This is a genomic window from Microbacterium murale, assembly GCF_014635185.1.
GTDB lineage: Bacteria > Actinomycetota > Actinomycetes > Actinomycetales > Microbacteriaceae > Microbacterium > Microbacterium murale.
Window position 1 is genome coordinate 61576 of sequence record NZ_BMCM01000001.1, and the last position, 22943, is coordinate 84518.

Below are 22943 nucleotides of genomic sequence, written 5' to 3' on the forward strand. Positions count from 1 at the left end.
GCTTCGGCCAAGCCACACGTCCTGCCTCACAGCGAATCCACGGGATGCCGACGCGCGATGGCGGACACATCAACTGTTGCTTGAGACACCATGTCGGGCACGGGGTCTCATGCGGCAGGGTGGCACCCTCGGCGCGCACATCGACGGCTACATGAGACACCATGCATGCGATGGGGTTTCACGCAGCGGAGGCGCGCAACATTAGGGGGATTCGGGGTCGAAGGGCGAGTCCAAAGAGGACGTCAGCTCTTCCAGAAGCGCCTCGATCTGCGGCTCGACGTGCTGCGAGATCGCGGCCTGCACATTGAGGCGGTGGCGCAGCAGGATGCCGCAGATCTCACGGCCGACCATGTTCGCGTACTCGTCCGCGAGGGCGACCTCCTGGCGGAGCGCGGCCTTGGCCTCTTCGGTCAGCGGAGGCAGCGGCGGCAGTTCGATGCTCTCCGCATCTGCGAGTCCGGCGATCGTGAACAGGAATGGCGCGCCGGGCACCGGATCGGGGTCCAGTGGCAGACCCTCGAACTCCGGCTCGAGGTCTTCGGATGGGCGATAGCTGCGCGCGCGATTGCGGGCCGCCTGCTGATCGAGCTCCTGCTGCAGCATCGGAAGATTGCGCGCGGTGTACTCGGCGACGGCGTGATCCACGATCGTCTTGATGCGAGTCGAGAGCCCGTGCTGCACGCCGTGCGGCACGTTCGCGCCGATGCCAGCGGCGGAGAGGATGGGCGAGCCGAGACAACGCCGGCATGGGGCGATGCGTCCGCGATGCGTCGCAGGCTCCCAACGCGGCACCCAACGCAGCCAGGCCTCGACGGCCTGGTCGACCTGCGTCTCTAGCGACCGCTGCACGTTTTCCAGAATAGGGTCATCCGCACGATTATCGCGTCTGTCGATCAGTTCTCGTCGAGATCGTCGCGTTCCCACGGCCACCGCGGGCGCTTCGCGCGTGTGCGCCGCAGCGCGACACCGGCCCAGCCGGCGATCGCCGCGGTCAGGAGGATCACGAGGCTCGCGCCGCCGGTGATCAGCTCACCCATCACCGCGAGCGCGTTCACGAAGTCGCCCGTCACGGCCACGGCGCCGATTCCTGCGGCGATGAGATGCGCGAATGCCGTGGCGATCGAGATCGCCCAGACGGAGCGGAACTTCGGGTGGGTGATCCGTACCGCGAGGTACAGGATGGCGGCGAACACGGCGACTGCGATGACCATTCCGACGATGCCAGGAGCCTGCCCCGCCTCTGGGACCTCGATGATCTCGGCATCCGTCACGATGCTCAGCGCCCCGAGGCCGAAGACGGCGATCGCGAAGAAGCCGATCGTCGTCATGGCCGTCGCCAGGACGGCCGAGACCCCCGCAGGCACGGGGCCGCGGGGGTCGGGCGAAGAAGTCTCCGTGATTACCTCGAAAGGGTGGGGCCGGCTTCGAGCGTGCGCTCGTACTCGCGCTGAGACTCGATGTTGAGCTCGGTCTTGCGAGCACCGCTGCGAGCGACCCACGCGCCGAACCAGATGGTGAGCTCGCGTCCGAACACGAATGCGGCGATCGCGAGAGGTGCGAGCAGCTGGTCACCGACGAGCTCGTTGCCCTCCGACGTCGAGATCAGCCAGAACGGCGCCTCGAACAGCTGGCCGAGGATATGACCGGCGTACGCGAACAGGCCGACGATGATGCCGAAGACCACCCACAGTCCCCAGCGGCCGCGGTTGATGACTGCGCCGAGCAGGCAGAAGCCGATGAAGAACACGACGACCGGAACCCAGAAGCCCCATGTCATGAGCGGCGCGAGTGCTGCTTCGCCGATGTTCTCGCCGGTGACGTCGCCGGCGAGAGCGCCGAGACCGAGGGCGGTGGCGAGGTACAGGATCGCGAACACGAGCGTCGCGAGCAGCCCGATTCCGGCCGCGGCGGCGCGGTTGCCGCGGTCGCGGGGCGGTTCGGGTGCCTGCACGAAGATGGGCTGCTGCTGCTGCGTGACCGGCGCGACGACGACGGCCGGCTCCGACGGGACGACTCGCGTCTCGGAGTCGTCTGCCACCGGTGGCAGGTATGCGGTGTCGGCGATGGAGTCTTCCCGCCGAGCGTCCGTGTCGAAGGTCGATGCGCGGTCTGCCGCGAAGAGGCCTGTCGTTGCCGCCGATCCTGTGCCGCGGTCGTCGGCGTTCGAGCGGTCGTCAGCGCGCTGATCGAAGGAGTCGGACGGCTCGTTGAGCTCGGGAGTCGCGAACGTTCCCGGGTGAGATTTCTCGGCCTCTTCGAAGGCTGCGAGGTCGGGGTCGACGGCGTCCCGGTCTGCGGCTTCCCGGTCGACGGCGTTCTCGCCCGCGGCGTCGCGATCCACGGCGTCGTGCTCGGCCGAGTCGCGCTCACCAGGGACCTCGGCGCCAGCCGCAGCGGCGTCGGCAAGTCCCGCGTTCGCGCTGTCGACGACGTCGTTGACGTCTTTCGGCCGCTCGGGCTGGGGAACCTCGGGGTCACTCATGGGGGCGCCTCTCGTCGGATATGTGCAGTGAGAGGTTATCGCCGTGCGGGCCCCTGGCCGCGCAGGCGTGCCGACGTGTCGCGTGACCGGCGGTTCGGCGCCGGCTCAACCCTCGCCGGGCGAGACCGCGCGCAGGGTGTCGCCGACGTAGCCGACGAGCATCGGGCCCATGGGGAGCGCCAACCAGAGGAGCGCCGCGATGACGCCGGCGCAGAAGATTCCGGCGATCCAGCTCATCACCGGATTGCGACCGCCCACTCGTGCCATGACTACACGCTACGACCGGCGCGCGCGTCCGCTCAGATGACACGCGCGGAACCTCGTGCGGCGAGTCACCACTTGGACGGGGCGACTCCGATCGGGCGGCAGGTGTCGCTATCGGCCGGGTCCGCGGCGTCGCAGCCTCCAGAGGAGCCACGCGCCGATGGCAGGGATGAGGATGAAAACGAACAGGATGCTGGAATGCCACCAACCGAGACCGCTCATCTGGCCGCCTGAAGTCCCTGCCGATGGCAGAAGCGATCCGATCCAGATCACGAGCGCGATCACCGCCGCCACGGCGAAGGGCAGCACGATCGCGACCACCTTCTCCCAGCGACGCCAGAGCGTGCTCGACGAGACCAGCACGGCACCGACGAACCATCCGACCACCGGAACCACGAACCCGCCGAAGGCGAAGACGAGCGCCGATGTGATCGCGTAGCCGCGGGTATCGACGAGCGGCATTTTCGCGGTCGGCCGAGCGGAACGCTCCGGCGCGGCCGCGGCGATCAGCGGACCGGCGGGCACCTCGGCTCGCGCCTCACGTGCGATCGTGTCCGGATCACCGAGCTGGGCTATGCGTGCGGCCGTGGCCTCGGCATCCAGTCCGTCGAGCTCTTCCTCGATGCCGCCATGGATCTCGGTGGCGACGCCGTGCGGGAGGTCGGTCATCGCTGCATCGAGTCGCTCCAGAAAGTCGCGGCGCAGGCTTTCGGCGTGCGGTTCGGTCATGCTCTCTCCTCTCCCACGAAGCCCGTGACGACACGGGCGAATGGCGTCCACTGTGCGCGGAAGCGCGCGAGCTGGGCGGTGCCGGCATCCGTGAGCCGGTAGTACTTGCGCACCGGGCCACTCTCGGACGGCCGGTCGAACGTGCTGACCCAGCCGTTGTCGCGCAGGCGGCCCAACAGCGGATACAGCGTGCCGATACTGGCGATCAGGCCCGCGTCGGACAGTTCTTCTGCCAGCTGCCAGCCGTACATCGGCTCACGCGCGAGGAGTCCGAGCACGCAGTACTCGACCACCCCCTTGCGCATCTGCGCTCCGACATCCACTGTCATGCATCACAAGGTAGCATGCCTGGCAAGGTAGAGCCGGCACGGCCACTTGACCGAGGCAGCGCGCCCGATCAGCCCTTCGTCGCGCCCGCCGTGAGGCCCCCGACGATGTACTTCTGCAGGAAGAGGAACAGGATCATCACCGGGATCGCGGCCATCACGGCACCGGCCGAGAACGCCGACCAGTCCGCGTAACGCGGGTTGGAGACGAGCTTGGTGAGTCCGACGACGAGCGTCTGCTGCTCCGGGTCGATCAGGATGACGCTCGCCACGACGTACTCGTTGACCGTGCCGATGAACGACAGCAGGCCGACGACGGCGAGGATCGGGGCGACCAGGCGCAGGATGATCGTGAAGAAGATGCGAGCATGACCGGCGCCGTCGATGCGGGCGGCCTCGTCGAGTTCCTTCGGGATGGTGTTGAAGAAGCCGTACATCAGGTACGTGTTCACGCCGAGCGCGCCGCCGAGGTAGACGAGGATCAGGCCGGTGTGCGTATTGAGGCCGATCGCCGGGAACCAGTCCCCCAGCGTCGTCATCAGCAGGAAGATCGCCACCACTGCCAGCAGCTGCGGGAACATCTGCACGACGACGATCGTGACCAGCCCGACGCGGCGCCCTGCGAAACGCATGCGCGAGAAGGCATATGCCGCGCACGCGCCGATGAACACGGTCGTGAAGCCGGTGACGAGCGCGATCACGAGAGTGTTCAGGAACCACAGCCCGTAGGGGTTCTGCGGGTCGGTGAGGATGCGCACGTAACTGTCTATGCCGATCGCGGAGAACAGCTGGTTGGAGCCGGTCAGCGTGCCGCGGGGGTTCAGCGAGGCCGAGAACACGTACAGCAGCGGGAAGATCGCGAAGAGGCTGGCGACGATGGCGACCAGGTGGCGCCAGCCGGTGTCGGCGAACCATGCGCCGAACGAGCGGCGACGACGGGTGATCGGAGCAGGGGCGACGGTCATCTCAGTTCAACTCCTCGAGAGCCTTGGTCTTGCGGAAGCTGATGATCGAGATCGCCGCAACCACGACGAAGATCAGGATCGTGAATGCGGAGGCGAGTCCGTAGTCGCGGGTCTGTCCGGTGAACGCCACCTTGTAGACCATCGAGATCAGGATGTCGGTGTGTCCGACGGGGATCGACACATCGGTGAACCGCGGACCACCGCCGGTGAGCATGTAGATCAGGTTGAAGTTGTTGAAGTTGAACGCGAACGATGAGATCAGCAGCGGCGCCACCGTGACGAGCAGCAGCGGCAGCTTGATCTGACGGAAGATCTGCCACGGGTTCGCGCCGTCCATGACGCCCGCTTCGTTCACCTCTTCCGGGATGCCCTGCAGCGCCCCCATGCACACGAGGAACATGTACGGGAACCCGAGCCACAGGTTCACGATCAGCACCGACACCTTCGCCAGCACAGGGTCGGTGAGCCACGGTATGGATGCTCCTCCGAAGACGACCTGGTTGAGGAAGCCGAAACTCTCGTTCATCATCCCCGCCCACACCAGCGCCGAGAGGAAGGCGGGGAACGCGTACGGAAGGATGAGCAGGATGCGGTAGCCGTTGCGGAAGCGCATCCTGGTGTTGTTGAACACGATGGCCAGCAGCAGACCGAGGAAGAAGGTCGTCGCGACCGAGATCAACGCGAACGCGAACGTCCAGAGCGTCACCGAGATGAGCGGTCCGCGGATCGAGCTGTCGGTGACGGCGCGCACGAAGTTGTCGAAGCCGACGGTGATCTGCCAGCCGGGCAGCAGCTGCTCGCCGTCCTCGGCCGTGAACGCGCCGGTGCCGTTGTCGCTGTAGACGGTGCCCGAGCGCGCGTCGGTCATCGTGCCAGCGGCTTCGTCGTACTCGAGCGTCGAGACGTAGAGGAAGCCGCTCTGACCGTCCGGGGTGCGGATCGCTCCGTCATTGGGGTCGTCGCTGAAGTCGACCGACAGTTTCTCGACCTCGCTCGAACGCGCGAGCACCTGGGCGAAGGTCAGCGACTCCCAGCCGTCGACCGAGACGGCGCGGTCGCCGTCCATCTCGGCGCCGTCGACCTCCTGCAGCGGCTGCTCGTTCGTGCCGACCGAGACGTCGCCGTCGGGATCGGTGACGAGAAGGCCGAGAGTGCCGAACTGCTCGACCACGGTGACGGGGAAGGTCGGCGAGTCCTCGACGCGCTCCTGGGCGGATGCCATCAGGGCGGAGACCGCCTGATCCTTGCTGCCGTTGTGGCCGGTGCCGTAGTTGGTGAAGCCGATGTATCCGGTGTACAGGAGCGTGAAGACCTGAAAGAGGATCAGGAAGATGATCCCGGGTGTGAGGTACTTCGCCGCGACACGCTTGCGCGAGAAGTAGATGTAGTTGACCAGGACGGCGACTGCGACCACCAGGGCGAGGACGAGCCACTCCTGGTGGGTGAACAGCACGAACGCCGCGTACAGCGCGACCGCGTCGACCACCGCGAGCAGCAGGATCTTCAGCAGCATCCATCCGATCCGCTGTGAGGCGGACTCGGCGATGCTCGCCGCCTGGCGCTGCCGTTTCGTCGGCGGCGTCTGCGGCTCTGTGGTGGTGGTCGTATCCGTCATCTCTCGCCCATCGTCGTTCTGCCGGGGTGAGGCAGACGCCTCACCCCGGCAGAAGGAACAGTGTTACTTGGTCGCTGCCGTCACGTCATCGACGAGCTTCTGCCACGTCGTCGCAGGGTCCGCACCGTTGATGATCGCGGCCTCGGCAACACCCCAGAACTCCCACACGGAGCCCATCGCCGGGATGGCCGGCATCGGGACGGCGTCGGCGCCGACGGTCTTGAACCCGTCGATGATCGGATCGGCCGCCGCGGTGTCAGCCGCCGCAGTGAGTGCCGGAAGGATGTTGCCCGACTCGAACAGGGCGAGCTGGACGTCTTCGGTGCCGAGGTAGTTCACCAGGAAGTCGTTCGCCGCGACCTTGTTCTCCGACTCGCTGCTCACGAAGAAGCCCTTGACGCCGGCGAACGGCGAGGCCGCTTCACCGGTGGGGCTGGGGATCGGGTCGATCGCCACGTTGATGCCCGCGTCGACGGCAGCGCCGACGTTCCACGGACCGGTCAGCCAGAACGCGGCCTGGCCGTCGATGAACTGCTGCTTGGCGATCTCACCGTCGATGTCGGTGTTCAGCGTGCCCGCTGCACCCTGCGCGCCGAGCCACGTGGCGAATGCGGTGCCGCCCTCGCTGCCGAGCTGCAGGTCGGTGGCGTCGTACGATCCGCTGTCGTCAGTGCCGAACACCGGTGCGCCGAACGCGGTCTGGAACGGATACAGGTGGTACGGGTTGCCCTCGACGCCCTGCTCGACGACGAACGGCTGGGTGAGGCCTGCGGCCTGTCCCTTTGCGATCATGTCGTCGAAGCCGGTCGCGGCCTCGGGGATCAGGTCGGCGTTGCGCAGCACGGCGATGTTCTCGACCGCGTAGGGAAGCATGTAAACGGTACCGTCGTAGGTCGCGGCCTGCAGCGCGACGGGCAGGTAGTCCTCGGCGCTGTCGCCGAGTTCGAGCGGTGCGACGACGCCGTTGGTCGAGAGCTCGCCCAACCAGTCGTGCGCGCCCATGGTGATGTCGGGGCCCTTGCCAGTGGGGACCTGCTGGATGAAGTCGTCCTTGATCGTGTCGACGTCCTTCGCGACGACGTCGACCTTGACGCCGGTCTTGTCCTCGTATGCCTCCGCCGCTCCCTTGAGCGCGTCGACGCGCTCTGCGTCGACCCAGACGACGAGCGAACCCGCGTCGCCTTCGGCGTCTGCGGACTCATCGGCGGCCCCAGTGGCGCAGCCTGCCAGCGTCAGTGTCGAAACGACGGCGATCGCGCCGAACGCGGCGATGCCCCTCATGTTCACCTTCATTGGTGTGTGCCTCTCTCAGTGCGTGATCGACCGGCACTGCCGGTGGATGCACCGGTGCAGGCCGCTCGCGCCTGCAAACCTGCAAGCGCTTACAGTATGCATCGAATCGCCCCAAGGATGCAACGCCTGACAACGCTGATATCAAGCCGTGATACTCGAGGGTCGACACCGAGCATCGTGGAAGCGCTTCCAAGATCGACGGTGAGATGCCGCATCGATAGACTGAGCACATGGCAGACTCATCGTTCGACATCGTCAGCAAGGTCGATCACCAGGAGGCGGAGAACGCCCTCAACCAGGCACGCAAAGAGATCGAGCAGCGCTACGACTTCAAGGGCACCGGCTCGTCGGTCGAATGGAGCGGCGAGTCGATCCTGATCAAGGCGAACACCGAGGAGCGGGCGAAGGCCGTGCTCGACGTGTTCCAGTCGAAGCTCATCAAACGCGGGATCTCACTGAAGAGCCTCGAGTCCGGCGACCCGTTCGCGAGCGGCAAGGAATACCGCATCGTCTCCACTCTCAAGGACGGCATCTCGTCCGAGAACGCGAAGAAGATCAGCAAGATCATCCGCGACGAGGGCCCCAAGAGCGCGAAGAGCCAGATCCAGGGCGATGAACTGCGCGTGCAGTCCAAGAGCCGCGACGATCTGCAGGCGGTCATCGCACTGCTCAAGGGCTCCGACCTCGACGTCGATCTGCAGTACATCAACTTCCGCTAGATCGAGCCCACCCGGTGACCCATCGCTCCAGCCGCGCATAGGCATCATCCCGCGCCGTCTTGCGCGAGAGGAAGACGTCATGAAGTGCGCCGTGGATGCGCTCGATCGTCACCGACGAGCCGAGCCTGAGTGCTCGACGCGCGATGTCATCGACGACCAGCACCGAGTCGGCCGAGGTGAGTTCCTCCGACCAGCGAGACGGCACCGCTGAGCGTGCCGAGAGCAGCACGCACACCGGGGACTCGATCGAAAGCCCGTCTGCGACGGAGCGGTGACCGCGCAGGATCGCGTGCAGCCAGCCGGCGTGCACCGGCATCGAGGGCACCGGCCGCCAGGCCGGGTTCGTCTCCAGCACATCATCCGGATCGGCGGCCTCAGCCTGTGCTCGGGCGTAGAAGCCCAGGTCGATCTGCGGCGCGACGTCGAGTGGCCGCAACCGCGCCTGCAGTTCGACCACCGGTGCGAGCGCGGCGCGCAGCGGAGCGAGTTGGAACTCGAGCCACGGCGAGTTCAAGATGACGGCTGATGCGGCATCCGGATGCCGTGACGCCCACAGGCTCAGCACGAGTCCGCCCGTCGAGTGGCCCATGAGCACCAGACGACGCGGACCGCGCGAGCTGTCCGCATCCTGGGCGAGCGCCGCGAGCGCCGCGGCGATGTCCTCGTCGTAGGTCGCGAGGTCGGCGATGTATCCGGGCGTCTGGCCGTCGCGGAGGCTGCGCCCGTACTTGCGCAGATCGAGCGCGAAGAACCGCGCGCCGCGTGAGGTCCAGAAACGTGCCAGACGCTTCTGGAAGAAGTAGTCCGACCACCCGTGCACATACAGCACATCGACGCCGTCGAGCAGCGGCGCGACTTCGGTCGGTGCAGGCAGGCCGCGCAGACTCCGCACCACCTGCTCCCATCGCCCCACCCGATGCGGGACGTTCGGTTCCGGCAGCGCTCGCACGAGCGTGGCGACGATAGCGCCTTCTTCGTCGTCGCCGAGCGGGAGGGTGCGCTGCGCGAACTCGTCGCCCAGCACGTCCGGCACCCATTCGGTCATGCAAGCCACCCTACTCAGTGGTGGTCGCGCCCCCACGGCGCCGACGCGCTTGCGCTACTCGCCGCGTGAGATCCGCACCATCTCGTCGCGCGGGACGACCTTCACACGCGCACGCTCGTGCGGCGCGCCGAGGGCGACCTCGTGCTGGTCCAGTCGGTGCCAGCCCTCAAGATCCGTCCACTTGACACCCCGCGATTCGAGCAGTGCGGGAATCGCCGCCTCTGACGGATCTTCGGGCTGCCACCACGCGCCCTGATCATTGACGAGGTGCTGCACGGTCTCCATGGCATCGGACTTGGTGTGGCCGATGAGCCCCACCGGTCCGCGCTTGATCCAGCCGGTGGCGTACACGCCAGGCACCCGCTGATTGGAGTCCTTCGCGAGCACCTGGCCCTCGTGGTTCGGGATGACGCCGTGGCGCTTGTCGAACGGCACGTCCTGGAGCGGGGAACCGAAATAGCCGACCGCACGATAGAGCTGGCCGATCGCGATCTCACGCAGTTCGCCGGTGCTGCGCAGCCCGCCGGAGCCGTCCGGCTCGGTGCGCTCGTAGACGATCGCCGCGACCTTGCCCTCGGCATCCGTCCTGATCTCGACAGGCTTGGCCCAGAAGTGCAGGTGCAGACGGCGAGATGCGCTGCCTCCGGCATTGTTGACGCTGTCGCGCGTGCGCCACTGCTGCAGCACCCGGTCGATGACCTTGACCTGCTTGTTGCTGGCGATCGCCGCGAGCGATGCCTCGTCGTAGTCGAAGTCCTCGTCGTAGACGACCGTGTCGACGTCGCGCAATTCGCCGAGTTCGCGCAGCTCGAGGGGCGTGAACTTCACCTGGGCCGGTCCGCGGCGGCCGAACACGTGCACGTCGGTGACCTTCGAGGCCTCGAGCCCGGCGTGGACGTTGTCGGAGATCTCGGTCGGGAGCAGGTCCTCCGCATGCTTGGCGAGGATGCGGGCGACGTCGAGTGCGACGTTGCCGTTGCCGAGCACGGCGACGGATTCGGCATCCAGCGTCCACTCGCGCGGCACGTCGGGGTGCCCGTCGAACCAGCTCACGAAGTCGGCGGCTCCGAACGACCCTTCGGCGTCGATTCCTGGAATGTCGAGCTTCGTGTCGCGGATGGCGCCTGTGGCGAAGATCACCGCGTTGTAGTGCTTCTTGAGGTCGGCGAGCGTGATGTCCTCGCCGAAGCGCACGTTGCCGAAGATGCGGATGTCGCCACGATCGAGCACATCGCGGAGGGCATTGATGACGCCCTTGATGCGCGGGTGGTCGGGGGCGACGCCGTAGCGGACGAGACCGTAGGGCGCTGGCAGCTGCTCGAACAGATCGATCGACACGTCGAATGAACGCTCGGTCTTCAGCAGGATGTCGGCGGCGTAGATGCCTGCGGGGCCCGCCCCGACGATGGCCAGGCGGAGCTTGGTCATGAGTGTCCTTTCGGATGCTGCGGCGATCGATTCACGATCAGCTGCTGCGGTCAGCGAGTGATTCTGCGAAGCGGGTCAGCGCTTCGCGCACTGTGCCCTTGGGCAGCGGCGCCAATGCGTCGATGGCGTCGCGCGTCCACGTGCGCGCGAGCTCGAGCGTCTTCTGCGTCACGGCGTGGTCGCGGAGCTCGGCCAGCGGCTGGTCGAGGATCGCGGGGTCGGCGCCGTCGGCGATGAGGGCGACGCCCTCGTCGATCTGCGCCGCGAGGGCAGCGGATGCGGCATCCGTCTCGGCCTTGAGCAGCAGGTACGGCATGGTCGGCACTCCGGCGCGGAGGTCGGTGCCCGGTACCTTGCCGGTCTCCTCCGGCTTGGCGGAGAGGTCGATCACGTCATCCAGCAGCTGGAAGGCCACACCGACCTTCTCGCCGTACAGGCGCAGCGGCTCCTCGAACTCGCCAGGGGCATTCGAGAAGATCGCACCGCCCTGCGTCGCGGCGGCGATCAGCGAGCCAGTCTTGTCGGCGAGCACCTGGATGTAGAACTCGATCGGGTCATCGCCGGGCTGCGCGCCGACCGTCTCGTGCAGCTGCCCCATCACGAGACGCTCGAACGTGTCGGCCTGCAGCTTGATGGCGCGATCACCGTAGCGCGACATCAGCTGGCTCGCCCGCGAGAACAGGATGTCGCCGGTGAGGATCGCGACGCTGTTCCCCCAGACCGCATGCGCGGCGGGGACACCGCGTCGGCGGTCGGCGCCGTCCATGACGTCGTCGTGGTACAGCGAGCCGAGGTGCGTCATCTCCAGCGCCTTGGCGATGTCGATCACTGCGGGGATGTTGCCGTCGCCCAGTTGCGCGGTGAGCAGCGTGAGCACGGGACGGATGCGCTTGCCTCCCGCCTCGTAGAGGTAGCGGCTCGCCGCATCCGCGACGGAGTCGGCGACGCGCAGGTCTTCGGCAAGCCCGTTCTCGACGAGGTCGAGCCCCACCTCGATCTGATTGGCGACGCGCCGCGCGGCGCGGCCGATGAATACGCGGTCGCTGAAGCCGAGACGGCTCGCGAGGCGCGAACCCGGGGCGGCAGGGCTCGAAGTCACGGTTCCACCCTACCTGGGGCTCACGCCTGCTTCGTCGCCGGCTCAGTCGACGCCGCCGGCTTTCTCGCACGGTGCAGCGCGACGATGCCGAACGAGAGGTTGCGGTACGCGACGTTCGTCCAACCGGCCTCTCGAATCCAGGCCGAGAGCTGCTTCTGATCCGGCCAGTCCTTGATCGACTCGTTCAGGTAGTCGTACGCATCGGCATTCGTACCAGCCACTCGCGCGACCCTTGGCAGCACCTGCGCGTTGTAGAAGCGATAGAGACTGCGGAACGCCTTGCCAGGAGGCGTCGAGAACTCGTTGATGACGAGGCGTCCGCCGGGCTTCGTGACGCGCAGCAGTTCGGCGAGCGCCTTCTTGGGCTGCTGCACGTTGCGCAGTCCGTACGACATCGTCACGGCGTCGAACTCGTCGTCGGCGAACGGCAGATTCATGGCGTCGGCCTCGACGAACGACAGGTTCGGCAGATGGCCGTGGCGACGCTTTCCCTCGGCCAGCATGCCGGGCGAGAAGTCGGCGGCGACGACGTCGGCTCCGCTCATGGCGAGGGATGCCGATGAGGATGCCGTGCCGGCGGCGAGATCGAGGATCCGCTCGCCGCGCTTCGGGGCGACCGCGCGGGTCGTTGCCGCGCGCCAGAACGCGTCGTTGCCGAACGTCATGACGGTGTTCGTGCGGTCGTAGCCTGCGGCGACCTGGTCGAACATGCCGCTGACGCGCTGGGGATCCTTGCCGAGGTCGGCGCGTTTGGACTGAGTCACGCGTCCAGTCTAGGTCGGTCGAGGTGCAGCGCTTCCAGGCGGTCGAGCCATACGTCGGCGGTCGCGTCGTCGAATGGGGCGACCTGCGCGCGCACCTGCGCCTCGAGGTCGAGGGTGAGTTCTTCGAGGTGCGCCATGATGTCTGCCGGGTAGCCGTATCGGATGCTGTGCTCCGCCCACTCGTCCCGATCGTCGACCCATGTGCCGCTCGGACCGTCGGCAGGATCCCGGTCGCGCTCGAGGCGGATGACATCGAGATCCATGTCGATGCCGGTGGCGAGCAGTGGATCGTCCGCCCAGTGGATGTCCCAGCCGAGGTCGATGTAGACGCGCATGCTGAAGGGGTGGTCTCGGTTCACCGTGAGAGCGAAGTCGCCCGATGCCGGGACGAGGGTGACGTTCGAGGCTTCGGCGTGGAACTGCGCGCCGGGTCGGATGCTGTGCCATCCGATCGGCTGTCCGATCCAGTCACCCCACTCGTCGGTCCCCAGATACACGCACTCGTGCCGCCAGTGCGTCGATCCGTCCCACTTGCGCCATTGGAAGATCATCTCGGCACCGGGTTCGGGTCGCGCGCTCATGCATTCACTCTATGCACCGGATCGGACAACTATTCTGGGGAGGTGAGCAGAAGCCTGATCGTGCAGACCCGTGAGATCGATCCGGTGGAAGACCTTCTGGCGTACGCCCACCCCTCGACGCCCCTGGCCTGGCTTCGTCGCGGCGACGGCATCGTCGCCGTCGGCGATGCGATGCCGACCTTCATCCGTATCCCGGCAGGCACAGCATCCATGCGTTCAGCGATGATGGCCGATGCCTGGCGCGAGTTGGCTGACGCGGCGGAGATCGATGATCCGATGAAGCTCCCGGGTACCGGGCTGGTCGGCTTCGGCGCGCTCACGTTCGATGAGGACTCCGCCTCCGACAGCGTTCTCATCGTGCCGTCCGTCATCCTCGGCAAGCGCAAGGGCCGAGGATGGATCACGCGCATCGCGCCCGCGGGCGATGACCTCCCCCAGGACCGACCGGACGCCACGCTCGAGCGGCGCGCCTACGGGGCGCACTGGGCTGGCACCCTTGGCCCCGGACAGCAGAGCCCGAACGGCTATCAGGCATCGATCCGCGCCGCGCTCGGCCGCATCGGGGCAGGCGAGATCAGCAAGGTCGTGCTCGCGCGCGATCTCGCCGGCACTGTGCCCGGCGGCAGTGATCTTCGCCGGCTCGTGCGAGAACTCTCTTCGGGGTACCCCGACACATGGACTTTCGCCGTAGACGGTCTGATCGGCGCGAGCCCCGAGACGCTCGTGACCGTGCAGGACGGCACGGTGACCGCGCGCGTCCTGGCCGGGACGATCGGCCGTGGAGCGGATGCCGATGAGGACAACGTCGTCTCCGCATCGCTGTCGTCCAGCGTGAAGGACATCGACGAGCACGAGTACGCCGTGCAGAGCGTGCTGATCTCGCTGCGCCCGCACACCAGGGCGCTGGCCTCGAGCGAGCAGCCGTTCCTGCTGAAGCTGCCCAACCTGTTCCATCTCGCCACCGATGTCGAGGGCGAGCTGTCCGACGGCGCGTCCGCGCTTGACCTGGTCGGCGCGCTGCATCCGACTGCCGCTGTCGCCGGCACCCCGACGAAGGCGGCGATCGCGGCGATCCGCGAGCTCGAGCCGTTCGACCGCGGTCGCTATGCGGGTCCGGTCGGCTGGGTAGATGGCAACGGCAACGGCGAGTGGGCGATCGCGCTGCGCTGCGCACAGTTCGAGGTCGGATCCCTGCGCGGCAGGGACGACGACGAGACGCTCGGCGTCACCGCGTATGCGGGAGCGGGCATCGTCGCCGCGAGCAACCCGGAGACGGAGCTGCTCGAGACCAGGGTGAAGTTCCGGCCGTTGGTCGACGCACTCGCCTGAGTCAGCTGGCCGCCAGGCGCTTCTTCTCCGCTTCGATGTCGAAGTCGGCCGCCGGCCACTGCGGGTCGATGTCCACCAGCGCGCCCAGTAGCAGCTCCTGCACGGCCAGTCGTGCGTACCACTTGCTGTTCGCCGGCACGACGTGCCACGGAGCAGCCTCGGTCGACGTGCGATCGAAGACGGTCTGATAGGCCGCCATGTAGTCGGGCCAGAGGAGGCGCTCGTCGACGTCGCCGGGGTTGTACTTCCAGTACTTGTCCGGGCGCTCGAGGCGCTCCATCAGTCGCTCCTTCTGCTCCTCCGGCGAGATGTGCAGCATCACCTTGACGATGCGGGTGCCGGATGCCGCGACCTGGGCCTCGAATTCGTTGATCGCACCGAAACGGCGTTCGATCTCGTCGGCGGAGGCGAGCTCGCGAACCTTTCCGATCAGCACGTCCTCATACTGCGATCGATCGAAGACCCCGATGAAACCAGGCTCCGGCAGACGCTGCTCGACGCGCCAGAGGAAGTCGTGCGACAGCTCTTCGTCGGTCGGCGCCTTGAACGCCGTGAGCGCGATGCCCTGCGGGTCGACGCCGCCGACGACGTGCCGGACGATCCCGCCCTTGCCTGCGGAGTCCATCGCCTGCAGCACCAGCAGCACCGCATCGGTCGTGCCGCCCGAACGGCTCTCCGCGTACAGCCGTTCCTGCAGCTCTCCCAGCGACTCGATGCCGGCGGCAAGATCTGCCTTGCCGCTCTTCTTGTCGCCGCCATAGCCGGGATGGCTGTCAGGGTCGACATCTGCCAGGCGGAACCCTTCGCCCACGCGCAGGATCTCGGATGCGTCGCCTGACCAGCCTCGTGTGCTCATGCGTACATCCTGCCCGGTTCGGGCTCAGCGCGGCAGCGGCACCTCGATGAGCTGTCGGCCGCCGACCGGCGTGGTGAGCGCCTGGTCGAGCGCAGCGCGCGTCGTGATCCGCTGATACGTCCAGCCGTACGCGAGCGCGAGCTGCTCGAGTCGGGTCGTGTGCGGGGTGTAGAAGGCACGGTCGAGGTCTTCGCGCGGCGCGGATGACGCCACCTCCAGCGAATCGAAGATCGTGCCGCCGCCGTCGTTGCCGACGACGACCTGGATGCGCGGTTCCTGCTCATCCGGGGGCAGCAGCAGTGCACCCACGTCGTGCAGGAATGCGAGGTCTCCGAGCAGCACCCTGGTGACGCCGGCAGCGCCTTCGGCCTGACTGGCGAGAGCGATGCCCATGGCGGTGGAGATCGTGCCGTCGATGCCGGCAAGGCCGCGGTTGGAGTGCACCGGCACCTTCTTGCCGCCGAGCACGGCGTCTGCGACCCGCACGAGCCTCGAGGATCCGAACATCAGGCGATCGTGCGGCCACGTCGCGCGCCACACGGCATCGACGAGCAGTTCACGATCGAGTGGACGCCGCACCGCCTCGAGTTCAGCGCGCACCGCATCTCGGCGTTCGGCGAAGTCGGTCGACGCGAGCCCCTCCTGATCCGGCGCGGCCTCGCTGAGATCGACGACGGATGCCGCGGATGCCTCCATCCACGCCCCCATCCAGAAACGATCGGCCTCACCGGGGGCGACCGTGACCGATGCCACCGCCACCGTGCGGCCGTTGAGATTCAGCTCTTCGCCACCGGAGCGGACTGCGACGACCTGGACATCGTCGCGGCGCAGCAGCGCGGTCACCTCACGGCTGAGCGTCGGATGCCCGAGCACCACCGCGCGCTGGATCCGACCGCCGAGGATGTCGTCGCGAAGCATCTCGCGGTAGCCGTGCACGATGTAGCGGCCGTAGCGCGCTCCGCTCACGATCTCGGCGATCAGGGGCCATGTGCCGGCGTGGGCGATCTCCTCAGCCAGGGCACCGGCATCCGCGCCTGCGATCACGACCGTGCGCAGGCCGCGAGTCAGCAGGAAGGGCTCCCCCGGCTCCCCCTTCGGCGCCGATCCCTGGATCACCGGGGATTCCTCCCCATGCCCAGCGGACAACGGCTCGCGCGACGGGAGGTTCAGGTGCACCGGCCCTGCAACACCCGGCAGAGCCGAGGGCGCAGCATCCGCCCCCATCGCCGCAGCGACGGCCTTCTCGGCGAGGCCGTCCCACGAACCGTCTCCGGGAACCGGCGCATCGAGCGACAGACGGACGAACGGGTCGAACAGTCCGGGCTGGATCGTCGCCTGGTTCGCTCCGACGCCGCGCAGCTCCGGCGGGCGGTCGGCCGTGAGCAACAGCAGCGGGACGCCCGAGTGGAACGCCTCCATGGCCGCAGGCAGCAGATTCGCCGCCGCAGTGCCCGATGTGCAGATGACGGCCGCGGGAACTCGGGTCTCGCGCGAGAGGCCGAGCGCGGTGAAACCGGCGACTCGTTCGTCGATGCGCACGTGCACGCGCATGGCGCCCTGCCTCGCGAGGCGTGTGGCGGCGAGCGCAAGCGCCTGCGAGCGCGAACCAGGCGCGATCACGATGTCGCGGATGCCGTGGGCGATGAGTTCAGCGAGGAGGGATGCCGCGGCATCCGACGCAGGCGACGCAGGCGACGCCGTCACGATCGCGGCTCGGCCGCCGGAGGATCTGTCTCGTCGTCCAGGCGTGCGAGTTCTTCTTCGAGCCGACGGATGCGGTCGTCCTGTTCGGTCTTGCCGAGGCCGCGAAGGAACTCGGGATCGTCATCGGGCGCGGCTCGACGAATGCTCTCCTGATCGCGGCGGCGCCGACGCCCGAGCGCGAACCAGAGGATGCCGCCGAGCACGGGGATGAGGACCACGATCGCGATCCACGCGCCCTTGGACGCGCCACGGTGCCGCGTCGCCGGCTGCACTGCGCAGTCGACGATGCTGAACACCCAGAAGACGAGGGCCAGGAAGCCCCCGACGATCAGTAGTCTCGCCACACCCCCAGTCTAGGCGGCTTATCCACACGTGGATCCCCGACTCCACCGCGCTCAGGTGCTCGCGAGTGCGGCGGGGGCGTCCGGCGAAGTCGTCGATGCGAGCAGCGCAGGCTCACCGGCATCCGCGTCTGGCGGCGTCGTCGTGGAGCGACCTGCCGGAAGGGAGAGCCCCACGATCGAGGCGGCGAACAGCACGGCAGCACCCACGAGCACCGCTGGCCTGGCAGCGTCGACGTACATGTCGGGACGCAACTCGCCTCCGGCGCTCACGAAGACGGCGGTCATGACGGCGGTGCCGAGCGCGATCCCGATCTCCCGGACGGTGGAGTTGACACCGGAGGCCTTCGCATGGTCCACGACGCCGAGCGTCGCGAGCAGCGCTGTGGCGGAGGGTGCGAACACGAGTCCCATGCCGACGCCCGCCATGATGAACGGCACGACCAGGCTCGCGTACGCGGTCGTCTCCGACATGATCAGCGCGATCCACAGCAGGGCCGCACCTTGCAGGACGAGGCCGGCGACCATGAGGATGCGGGTGCCGACGCGCGGCGCGAAGATGCCCGCGAGAGGCGCGACGAACATCGGCGCCAGTGTCCACGGCGTCGTCTGCACCGCCGCCTCGAGAGGCGAGGAGCCCTGCACGACCTGCATGTACTGGATCAGGATGAACACGGCGCCGAAGGTACCGAAGCTGAAGGCGAACCCCACGACGTTCGTGGCCGAGAACGAGCGGTCGGAGAACAACCGCAGCGGCATGATCGGTGCCGCGGAGCGGCGCTGCCACAGCAGGAAGGCGGCGAGGAGCGCGGCACCTGCGATGAGCTCGACGACGACGCCGAGAGACGTCCATCCGTCATCGTTGCCGCGCACGATGGCGTGCACGAGCGCGAGGACGCTTCCTGCAGCGAGCACGGCGCCGATGAGGTCGATGCGCGCCTTCGCCCCGAAGTCGTTGTTCAACGCGAACAGCGCGAGCGGAATGGCGATGATCGCGACGGGGATGTTGAGCCAGAAGATCCCCTGCCAGTTCCAGCCCTCGATCACGGCGCCTCCGACCAGCGGACCGACCGCCACGCCGAGCCCGGAGACTCCGCCCCAGATGCCGATGGCGAGCGGTCGCCGCTCGGGAGCGACGCCACCGGCGAGCAGTGCCAGGGAGAGCGGCAGGACGCCCGCACCCCCGAAGCCCTGGATCGCTCGTGCCGTGATGAGCTGGGTCGGATCCGAGCTGAGCGCCGCGGCGACCGAGCCGACGGAGAAGAGCGCGATTCCGATCAGGAAGACGGTTCGCCGGCCGAAGCGATCGCCGAGGGCCGACGCGACGAGGATCGTGCTGGCGAACGCCAGCGTGTACGCGTTGACGAACCACTGCAGCTCTTCGACACTCGCGCCCAGTTCGCTGTGCAGTACCGGCAGCGCGTTGGTCATCACGAGATTGTCCAGAGTGGCCATGAACATGGGAAGCGCTGCCGCAGCGATGACCAGCCCGAAGGAGCGTCGGCGCGTTGGTGTCGATTGAAGAGTCACTGGAGTTGCCTTTTGGGGTGGTTGTAATTGAATGATTACTTGACTCGACACACTGTAGTAATCGACTGATAACATGTCAAGAATGAGTTCTCCACGCCTGTCATCGGATGAGCGCCGCGAGCAGATCGTGCTCGCGGCCATCGCGGTATTCGGCGCCCGCGGCTACGTCGGCACGACCACGGACGAGGTCGCCAAGGCTGCCGGCGTCAGTCAGCCCTATGTCGTGCGCCTGTTCGGTTCGAAGGAGAATCTCTTCCTCGCCGCGATGGACGAGTCGCTCGAGCAGATGATGTCATCGTTCCGCGCCGCGCTCGTCGCGGACGACAGCGAGCTGTCGACGGAGAAGCGCATCGGGCAGGCTTACGTCGAGCTGCTGAACGTACGAGGGCTGCATCAGATGCTCGCGCACAGTTACCTGCTTGGCAGTCATCCCGTCATCGGCCCTGCCGCGCGTCGTGGCTTCACGACGGTCTGGCGGTTCTTCCGCGAGGACGCCGGGTTCGACGCGGAGAGCGCCAGGAACTTCCTGGCCGAGGGGATGCTGATCAGCACGATGATCGGACTGCGCATCGTCGACGACTACGGCACGGATCCCGAGATCGACGAATTGTTCGTGGCCTGCTTCCCGACCGAGCTGTCGAGCGTGCTCGATCTGGTACCCCGCGGCGACGAGCCCTGGTAGGTCGCGCGGCGCCTGGATGCGACGACAGCGGCGCCGGAGTGGTCGAGGTACTCCTGCATCGGCGGGTTCAAGCCGACAGCAGAGAGATCAGCTGCGCCTTGTTGAGTCGGGAGAATCCGGTGCGGCCCTCCGCGGCGGCGCGTGCGCGCAACTGCACGACGGTGAGCGTCGACAGGTCGGATGCTGCGGGCGCGGTGGCCTCAGGAGCCGCGGTGCGCGTGGTGGCGGGTTTCGCAGCCTTCTCCGCCTTCTTGACCTTCTTGGCCGCCTCAGCCTGCACCTTCTTCGCGGCGTCAGCCTTCGCTGCGAGCTTGCTCTCGATCTTGTCTGCAGTCTTCTCGATGCGATCGATCGCGGCGACAGCCTTCTTCTCGACCTTTCGAGGGCTGCGCTCGATCTTCTTCTTCTTCGCCTTCGACACGTCCTTGGCGTCGTCAGCGAGGGCGCGGAGCTTCTTCGCATCCTTCTTCGGGAGCGTCTTGCTCAGGCGCTTCGCGTCTTTCGCGGCCTCGGCCGCAGCATCCAGCGCAGCATTCGCCGACTTCACGGCCTTCGTGGTCTTCGCCATCATTCACTCCCTCGGTCCGCATGTGCGCCGCGGAATGACGGCGTACTGCATGCGGCGCACATCGTACAGGGGCAATGCGAACGGTTCGGAAACTCCTGTCACACCAGTTCGCCGACGAGCGCTTCGATGCGTGCCCTGATCTCATCGCGGATCGGACGCACCGAATCGATGCCCTGACCTGCCGGGTCGTCGAGCGTCCAGTCCTCATAGCGCTTTCCGGGGAAGAACGGGCAGGCGTCTCCGCAGCCCATCGTGATCACGACGTCAGAGGCCTGCACCGCTTCGTTGGTGAGCACCTTGGGCTGTTCTGCCGTGATGTCGATGCCAATTTCGGCCATCGCGTCGACCGCGACGGGGTTGATCTGATCGGCGGGCATGGATCCGGCTGAGCGCACCTCGATGCGGTCGCCGGCGAAGTCGCGGAGGAATCCGGCTGCCATCTGAGAGCGGCCGGCGTTGTGGACGCAGACGAACAGGACGGAGGGCTTGGCGTCGGTCATGGGGTCTCCTCGAGTAGTTCCTGGACAAGTGTCCGAACGCGCGCGGCGATGTCGTCTCGGATCGCCTCGACGCCCTCGCGCGAAGCGAGGGCCGGGTCCCCGACCGCCCAGTCGTCGTAGCGGATGCCGGGGATGATCGGGCATACATCGCCGCAGCCCATCGTGATGACGACATCCGCTGCTCTGACGGCGTCGTCCGTCAGGGGCTTCGGGAATCGCTCGGCAGCATCGTCGCCCTCGATCTCAGTGAGCAGTGAGCGCACGTGAGAGTGGATGGCGTCCGCGGGGCTGGACCCGGCCGAGCGGGCGATGATCCTGCCGCCGGCGAGCTGATTGACGAGCGCGGCGGCGAGCTGCGAGCGACCGGCGTTCGCCACGCAGACGAACAGCACCTGCGGAGGCGCCGTATCGCGGTCGCGGGTGAGGTCGCTCAGTCGCTGCCGCGCGAACCTCTCCGTCAGCGGGATCAGTGCCGAGGTGACCCGGGCGGTGCGGGCGAGGGCCGTGTACGACTCGCGGACGACGGTGAGGACCGCGGCCTCGTCGACCTGGAGGATCTCGGCGGACAGCTCGTCGGCGAGACGGGTCACACGGGCGTCGAAGTCAGGCCGGAGCGACTCCTCGGACGCGCCATCCGCCTCGGAGGCGGCGACCGTGGCGGGCGCGAATGAGTCCAGCAGCGTGGTGACGGCGCGGCGGCGGTTCGGGCTGATCCTGTACCAGACCCACGTGCCGCGGCGCTCGGACGTCAGCACGTCGACGTCCTTGAGGACTTTGAGGTGGTGCGACACCGTCGGCTGGGACACCTCGGCGAGCTCTGCGAGGTCGCAGACGCACGATTCGCCGCGCGGGTCGGAGGCGATGGCCGAGAGCATGCGCAGACGCAGCGGGTCCGACAGCGCCTTCAAAGTCGCCGCGACCGAGGACGCGGCATCCGGACCGATCGCGTGCGTCGTGACCGGGCTGCAGGTATCGTCGGCGGTCACGTTCATGACGGCATCCTCACGTCGGTGTACGGAGCGGCGGTGTACGGATCGGTGTGGAACCAGCGCCTGGCCGCCCAGAGCGAAACGTACACGAGCCCCACGAGCACCGGCACCTCGATCAGCGGGCCGACGACGCCTGCGAGCGCTTGCCCCGACGCTGCCCCGAACGTGCCGATGGCGACCGCGATGGCCAGCTCGAAGTTGTTGCCGGCAGCGGTGAAGGCCAACGTCGACGAGCGTGCGTAGCCGAGGCCGAGCGCTCTGCCCGTGAAGAGTCCGATGAACCACATCACGGCGAAGTACGCCAGCAACGGCACCGCGATGCGCACGACATCCAGAGGCCGGGAGGTGACCTGTTCGCCCTGCAGGGCGAACAGCAGCACGATGGTGAACAGCAGCCCGTACAGGGCCCACGGGCCGACTTTCGGAAGGAACTTCCCCTCGTACCAGTCACGGCCCTTGCGCCGCTCGCCGATGAAGCGGGATGCGAAACCGGCGAGCAACGGGATGCCGAGGAAGATGAGCACGTTGAGCGCGATCGCTCCGACGGAGAAGTCCAGTCCCTGGGCGTCCAGCCCCAGCCATCCGGGCAGGACTGTGAGGTAGAACCACCCGAGCAGTGCGAACGCCACGACCTGGAACACCGAGTTGATCGCGACGAGCACGGCCGCCGCTTCGCGGTCTCCGCAGGCGAGGTCGTTCCAGATGACGACCATGGCGATGCAGCGGGCGAGCCCGACGATGATGAGTCCGGTTCGGTACTCCGGCAGGTCGGGCAGGAACATCCAGGCGAGCGCGAACATCAGCGCGGGGCCGATCACCCAGTTCAGCGCGAGCGAGGAGATGAGCAGCCTCTTGTCGCCGGCGACGGCCGCGACCTTGTCGTAGCGGACCTTCGCCAGGACCGGGTACATCATCACCAGCAGACCGAGCGCGATCGGGATCGAGATGCCGCCGACCTCGAGGCTCGCGAGCAGCGGGGATACGCCGGGAACGAATCGGCCGAGGACGATGCCGGCGACCATGGCGAGTCCGATCCACAGTGGCAGCCAGCGATCCAGAGTCGACAGGCGGCGCGTGGCGGCTGGCGCGGGAACCGTCGCTGTACTCATTCGCATTCTTGATTCGACATGTGTC

Annotated in this window: 25 protein-coding genes; 3 read left to right on the forward strand and 22 right to left on the reverse strand. The window is 67.4% G+C overall.

What is annotated here, in order from left to right; translation table 11 throughout:
• Positions 1-201: 201 nt before the first annotated feature.
• The 9 genes from IEV67_RS00350 to IEV67_RS00390 all read right to left on the reverse strand — a co-directional run bounded on the left by IEV67_RS00350 (position 202) and on the right by IEV67_RS00390 (position 7674).
• Entirely contained in the window at positions 202-849 is a 648-nt protein-coding gene (locus IEV67_RS00350) for a spermidine/putrescine ABC transporter substrate-binding protein (RefSeq protein ID WP_188434552.1), read from the reverse strand.
• 44 nt (positions 850-893) lie between these two features.
• Positions 894-1328, reverse strand: coding sequence for a DUF6121 family protein (locus tag IEV67_RS00355; protein ID WP_188434553.1), 435 nt, complete (start codon positions 1326-1328; stop codon positions 894-896).
• Positions 1329-1399: 71 nt separating this feature from the next.
• The gene (locus IEV67_RS00360) at positions 1400-2482 is read right to left on the reverse strand and encodes a glycosyltransferase family protein (RefSeq protein ID WP_188434554.1); all 1083 of its coding nucleotides are present in this window, start codon (positions 2480-2482) and stop codon (positions 1400-1402) included.
• Between the two features lie 105 nt (positions 2483-2587).
• Positions 2588-2749 (reverse strand): hypothetical protein, encoded by a 162-nt coding sequence (locus tag IEV67_RS00365; protein WP_188434555.1) that lies wholly within the window; start codon positions 2747-2749, stop codon positions 2588-2590.
• A gap of 108 nt (positions 2750-2857) precedes the next feature.
• Positions 2858-3475 carry an HAAS signaling domain-containing protein gene (locus tag IEV67_RS00370; RefSeq protein ID WP_188434556.1) on the reverse strand — a complete coding sequence of 206 codons (618 nt, stop codon included), beginning with the start codon at positions 3473-3475 and terminating at the stop codon, positions 2858-2860.
• The gene (locus IEV67_RS00375; protein ID WP_188434557.1) at positions 3472-3804 is read right to left on the reverse strand and encodes a PadR family transcriptional regulator; all 333 of its coding nucleotides are present in this window, start codon (positions 3802-3804) and stop codon (positions 3472-3474) included. The genes IEV67_RS00370 and IEV67_RS00375 overlap by 4 nt, the downstream gene beginning before the upstream one ends.
• Before the next feature lie 68 nt (positions 3805-3872).
• On the reverse strand, positions 3873-4766 hold the full coding sequence (locus IEV67_RS00380) for a sugar ABC transporter permease (RefSeq protein WP_188434558.1): 894 nt from the start codon (positions 4764-4766) through the stop codon (positions 3873-3875).
• 1 nt (position 4767) lies between these two features.
• Positions 4768-6381 carry an ABC transporter permease subunit gene (locus IEV67_RS00385; protein WP_188434559.1) on the reverse strand — a complete coding sequence of 538 codons (1614 nt, stop codon included), beginning with the start codon at positions 6379-6381 and terminating at the stop codon, positions 4768-4770.
• Positions 6382-6444: 63 nt separating this feature from the next.
• A complete protein-coding gene (locus tag IEV67_RS00390) occupies positions 6445-7674 on the reverse strand; it encodes a sugar ABC transporter substrate-binding protein (protein WP_188434560.1) in 1230 nt (409 codons plus the stop codon).
• A gap of 230 nt (positions 7675-7904) precedes the next feature.
• Between IEV67_RS00390 and IEV67_RS00395 the strand changes: the two genes are divergently transcribed.
• Positions 7905-8393 carry a YajQ family cyclic di-GMP-binding protein gene (locus tag IEV67_RS00395; protein WP_188434561.1) on the forward strand — a complete coding sequence of 163 codons (489 nt, stop codon included), beginning with the start codon at positions 7905-7907 and terminating at the stop codon, positions 8391-8393.
• On the opposite strand, the gene IEV67_RS00400 is transcribed toward IEV67_RS00395, so the two are convergent.
• From IEV67_RS00400 to IEV67_RS00420, 5 genes are read right to left on the reverse strand one after another with little or no spacing between them, the layout of a single operon-like run.
• On the reverse strand, positions 8380-9438 hold the full coding sequence (locus tag IEV67_RS00400; protein ID WP_188434562.1) for an alpha/beta hydrolase: 1059 nt from the start codon (positions 9436-9438) through the stop codon (positions 8380-8382). The two genes, IEV67_RS00395 and IEV67_RS00400, sit on opposite strands and share 14 nt — an antisense overlap.
• Positions 9439-9492: 54 nt before the next feature.
• The gene (locus tag IEV67_RS00405; RefSeq protein WP_188434563.1) at positions 9493-10866 is read right to left on the reverse strand and encodes an FAD-dependent oxidoreductase; all 1374 of its coding nucleotides are present in this window, start codon (positions 10864-10866) and stop codon (positions 9493-9495) included.
• 37 nt (positions 10867-10903) lie between these two features.
• Complete coding sequence (locus tag IEV67_RS00410) at positions 10904-11965, reverse strand: polyprenyl synthetase family protein (protein ID WP_188434564.1); 1062 nt, start codon at positions 11963-11965, stop codon at positions 10904-10906.
• A gap of 20 nt (positions 11966-11985) precedes the next feature.
• Positions 11986-12729: a bifunctional demethylmenaquinone methyltransferase/2-methoxy-6-polyprenyl-1,4-benzoquinol methylase UbiE gene (gene ubiE / locus IEV67_RS00415; protein ID WP_268238566.1), complete on the reverse strand. Its 744-nt coding sequence runs from the start codon at positions 12727-12729 to the stop codon at positions 11986-11988.
• Positions 12726-13310, reverse strand: coding sequence for a hypothetical protein (locus IEV67_RS00420; protein ID WP_188434565.1), 585 nt, complete (start codon positions 13308-13310; stop codon positions 12726-12728). Before IEV67_RS00420 ends, ubiE begins: the two co-directional genes overlap by 4 nt.
• A gap of 42 nt (positions 13311-13352) precedes the next feature.
• On the opposite strand from IEV67_RS00420, the gene IEV67_RS00425 reads away from it, so the two are divergent.
• Positions 13353-14639: an isochorismate synthase gene (locus IEV67_RS00425; protein WP_229702579.1), complete on the forward strand. Its 1287-nt coding sequence runs from the start codon at positions 13353-13355 to the stop codon at positions 14637-14639.
• Position 14640: 1 nt separating this feature from the next.
• Here IEV67_RS00425 and IEV67_RS00430 read toward each other — a convergent pair whose 3' ends face one another.
• The 4 genes from IEV67_RS00430 to IEV67_RS00445 are packed head-to-tail and all read right to left on the reverse strand — an operon-like array spanning position 14641 to position 19070.
• On the reverse strand, positions 14641-15495 hold the full coding sequence (locus IEV67_RS00430; protein WP_188434566.1) for a polyphosphate kinase 2 family protein: 855 nt from the start codon (positions 15493-15495) through the stop codon (positions 14641-14643).
• A gap of 24 nt (positions 15496-15519) precedes the next feature.
• Complete coding sequence (menD, locus tag IEV67_RS00435) at positions 15520-17202, reverse strand: 2-succinyl-5-enolpyruvyl-6-hydroxy-3-cyclohexene-1-carboxylic-acid synthase (RefSeq protein ID WP_188435689.1); 1683 nt, start codon at positions 17200-17202, stop codon at positions 15520-15522.
• Positions 17196-17543 (reverse strand): PLD nuclease N-terminal domain-containing protein, encoded by a 348-nt coding sequence (locus IEV67_RS00440; RefSeq protein WP_188434567.1) that lies wholly within the window; start codon positions 17541-17543, stop codon positions 17196-17198. The genes menD and IEV67_RS00440 overlap by 7 nt, the downstream gene beginning before the upstream one ends.
• 51 nt (positions 17544-17594) lie before the next feature.
• Positions 17595-19070 (reverse strand): MFS transporter, encoded by a 1476-nt coding sequence (locus tag IEV67_RS00445; RefSeq protein WP_229702583.1) that lies wholly within the window; start codon positions 19068-19070, stop codon positions 17595-17597.
• A gap of 82 nt (positions 19071-19152) precedes the next feature.
• Here IEV67_RS00445 and IEV67_RS00450 point away from each other — a divergent pair, with 82 nt between their 5' ends.
• On the forward strand, positions 19153-19752 hold the full coding sequence (locus IEV67_RS00450) for a TetR/AcrR family transcriptional regulator (RefSeq protein ID WP_188434569.1): 600 nt from the start codon (positions 19153-19155) through the stop codon (positions 19750-19752).
• Positions 19753-19819: 67 nt separating this feature from the next.
• Here the strand turns inward: IEV67_RS00450 and IEV67_RS00455 are convergent, their stop codons facing one another.
• The 4 genes from IEV67_RS00455 to arsB all read right to left on the reverse strand — a co-directional run bounded on the left by IEV67_RS00455 (position 19820) and on the right by arsB (position 22918).
• Positions 19820-20320, reverse strand: coding sequence for a hypothetical protein (locus IEV67_RS00455; RefSeq protein WP_188434570.1), 501 nt, complete (start codon positions 20318-20320; stop codon positions 19820-19822).
• A 98-nt stretch (positions 20321-20418) separates the two neighbouring features.
• Positions 20419-20820, reverse strand: a complete 402-nt coding sequence (locus tag IEV67_RS00460; protein WP_188434571.1) for an arsenate reductase ArsC — start codon at positions 20818-20820, stop codon at positions 20419-20421.
• Complete coding sequence (locus tag IEV67_RS00465) at positions 20817-21812, reverse strand: metalloregulator ArsR/SmtB family transcription factor (RefSeq protein ID WP_188434572.1); 996 nt, start codon at positions 21810-21812, stop codon at positions 20817-20819. The genes IEV67_RS00460 and IEV67_RS00465 overlap by 4 nt, the downstream gene beginning before the upstream one ends.
• Positions 21809-22918 carry an ACR3 family arsenite efflux transporter gene (gene arsB / locus IEV67_RS00470; protein ID WP_188434573.1) on the reverse strand — a complete coding sequence of 370 codons (1110 nt, stop codon included), beginning with the start codon at positions 22916-22918 and terminating at the stop codon, positions 21809-21811. Before arsB ends, IEV67_RS00465 begins: the two co-directional genes overlap by 4 nt.
• Positions 22919-22943: the final 25 nt, after the last annotated feature.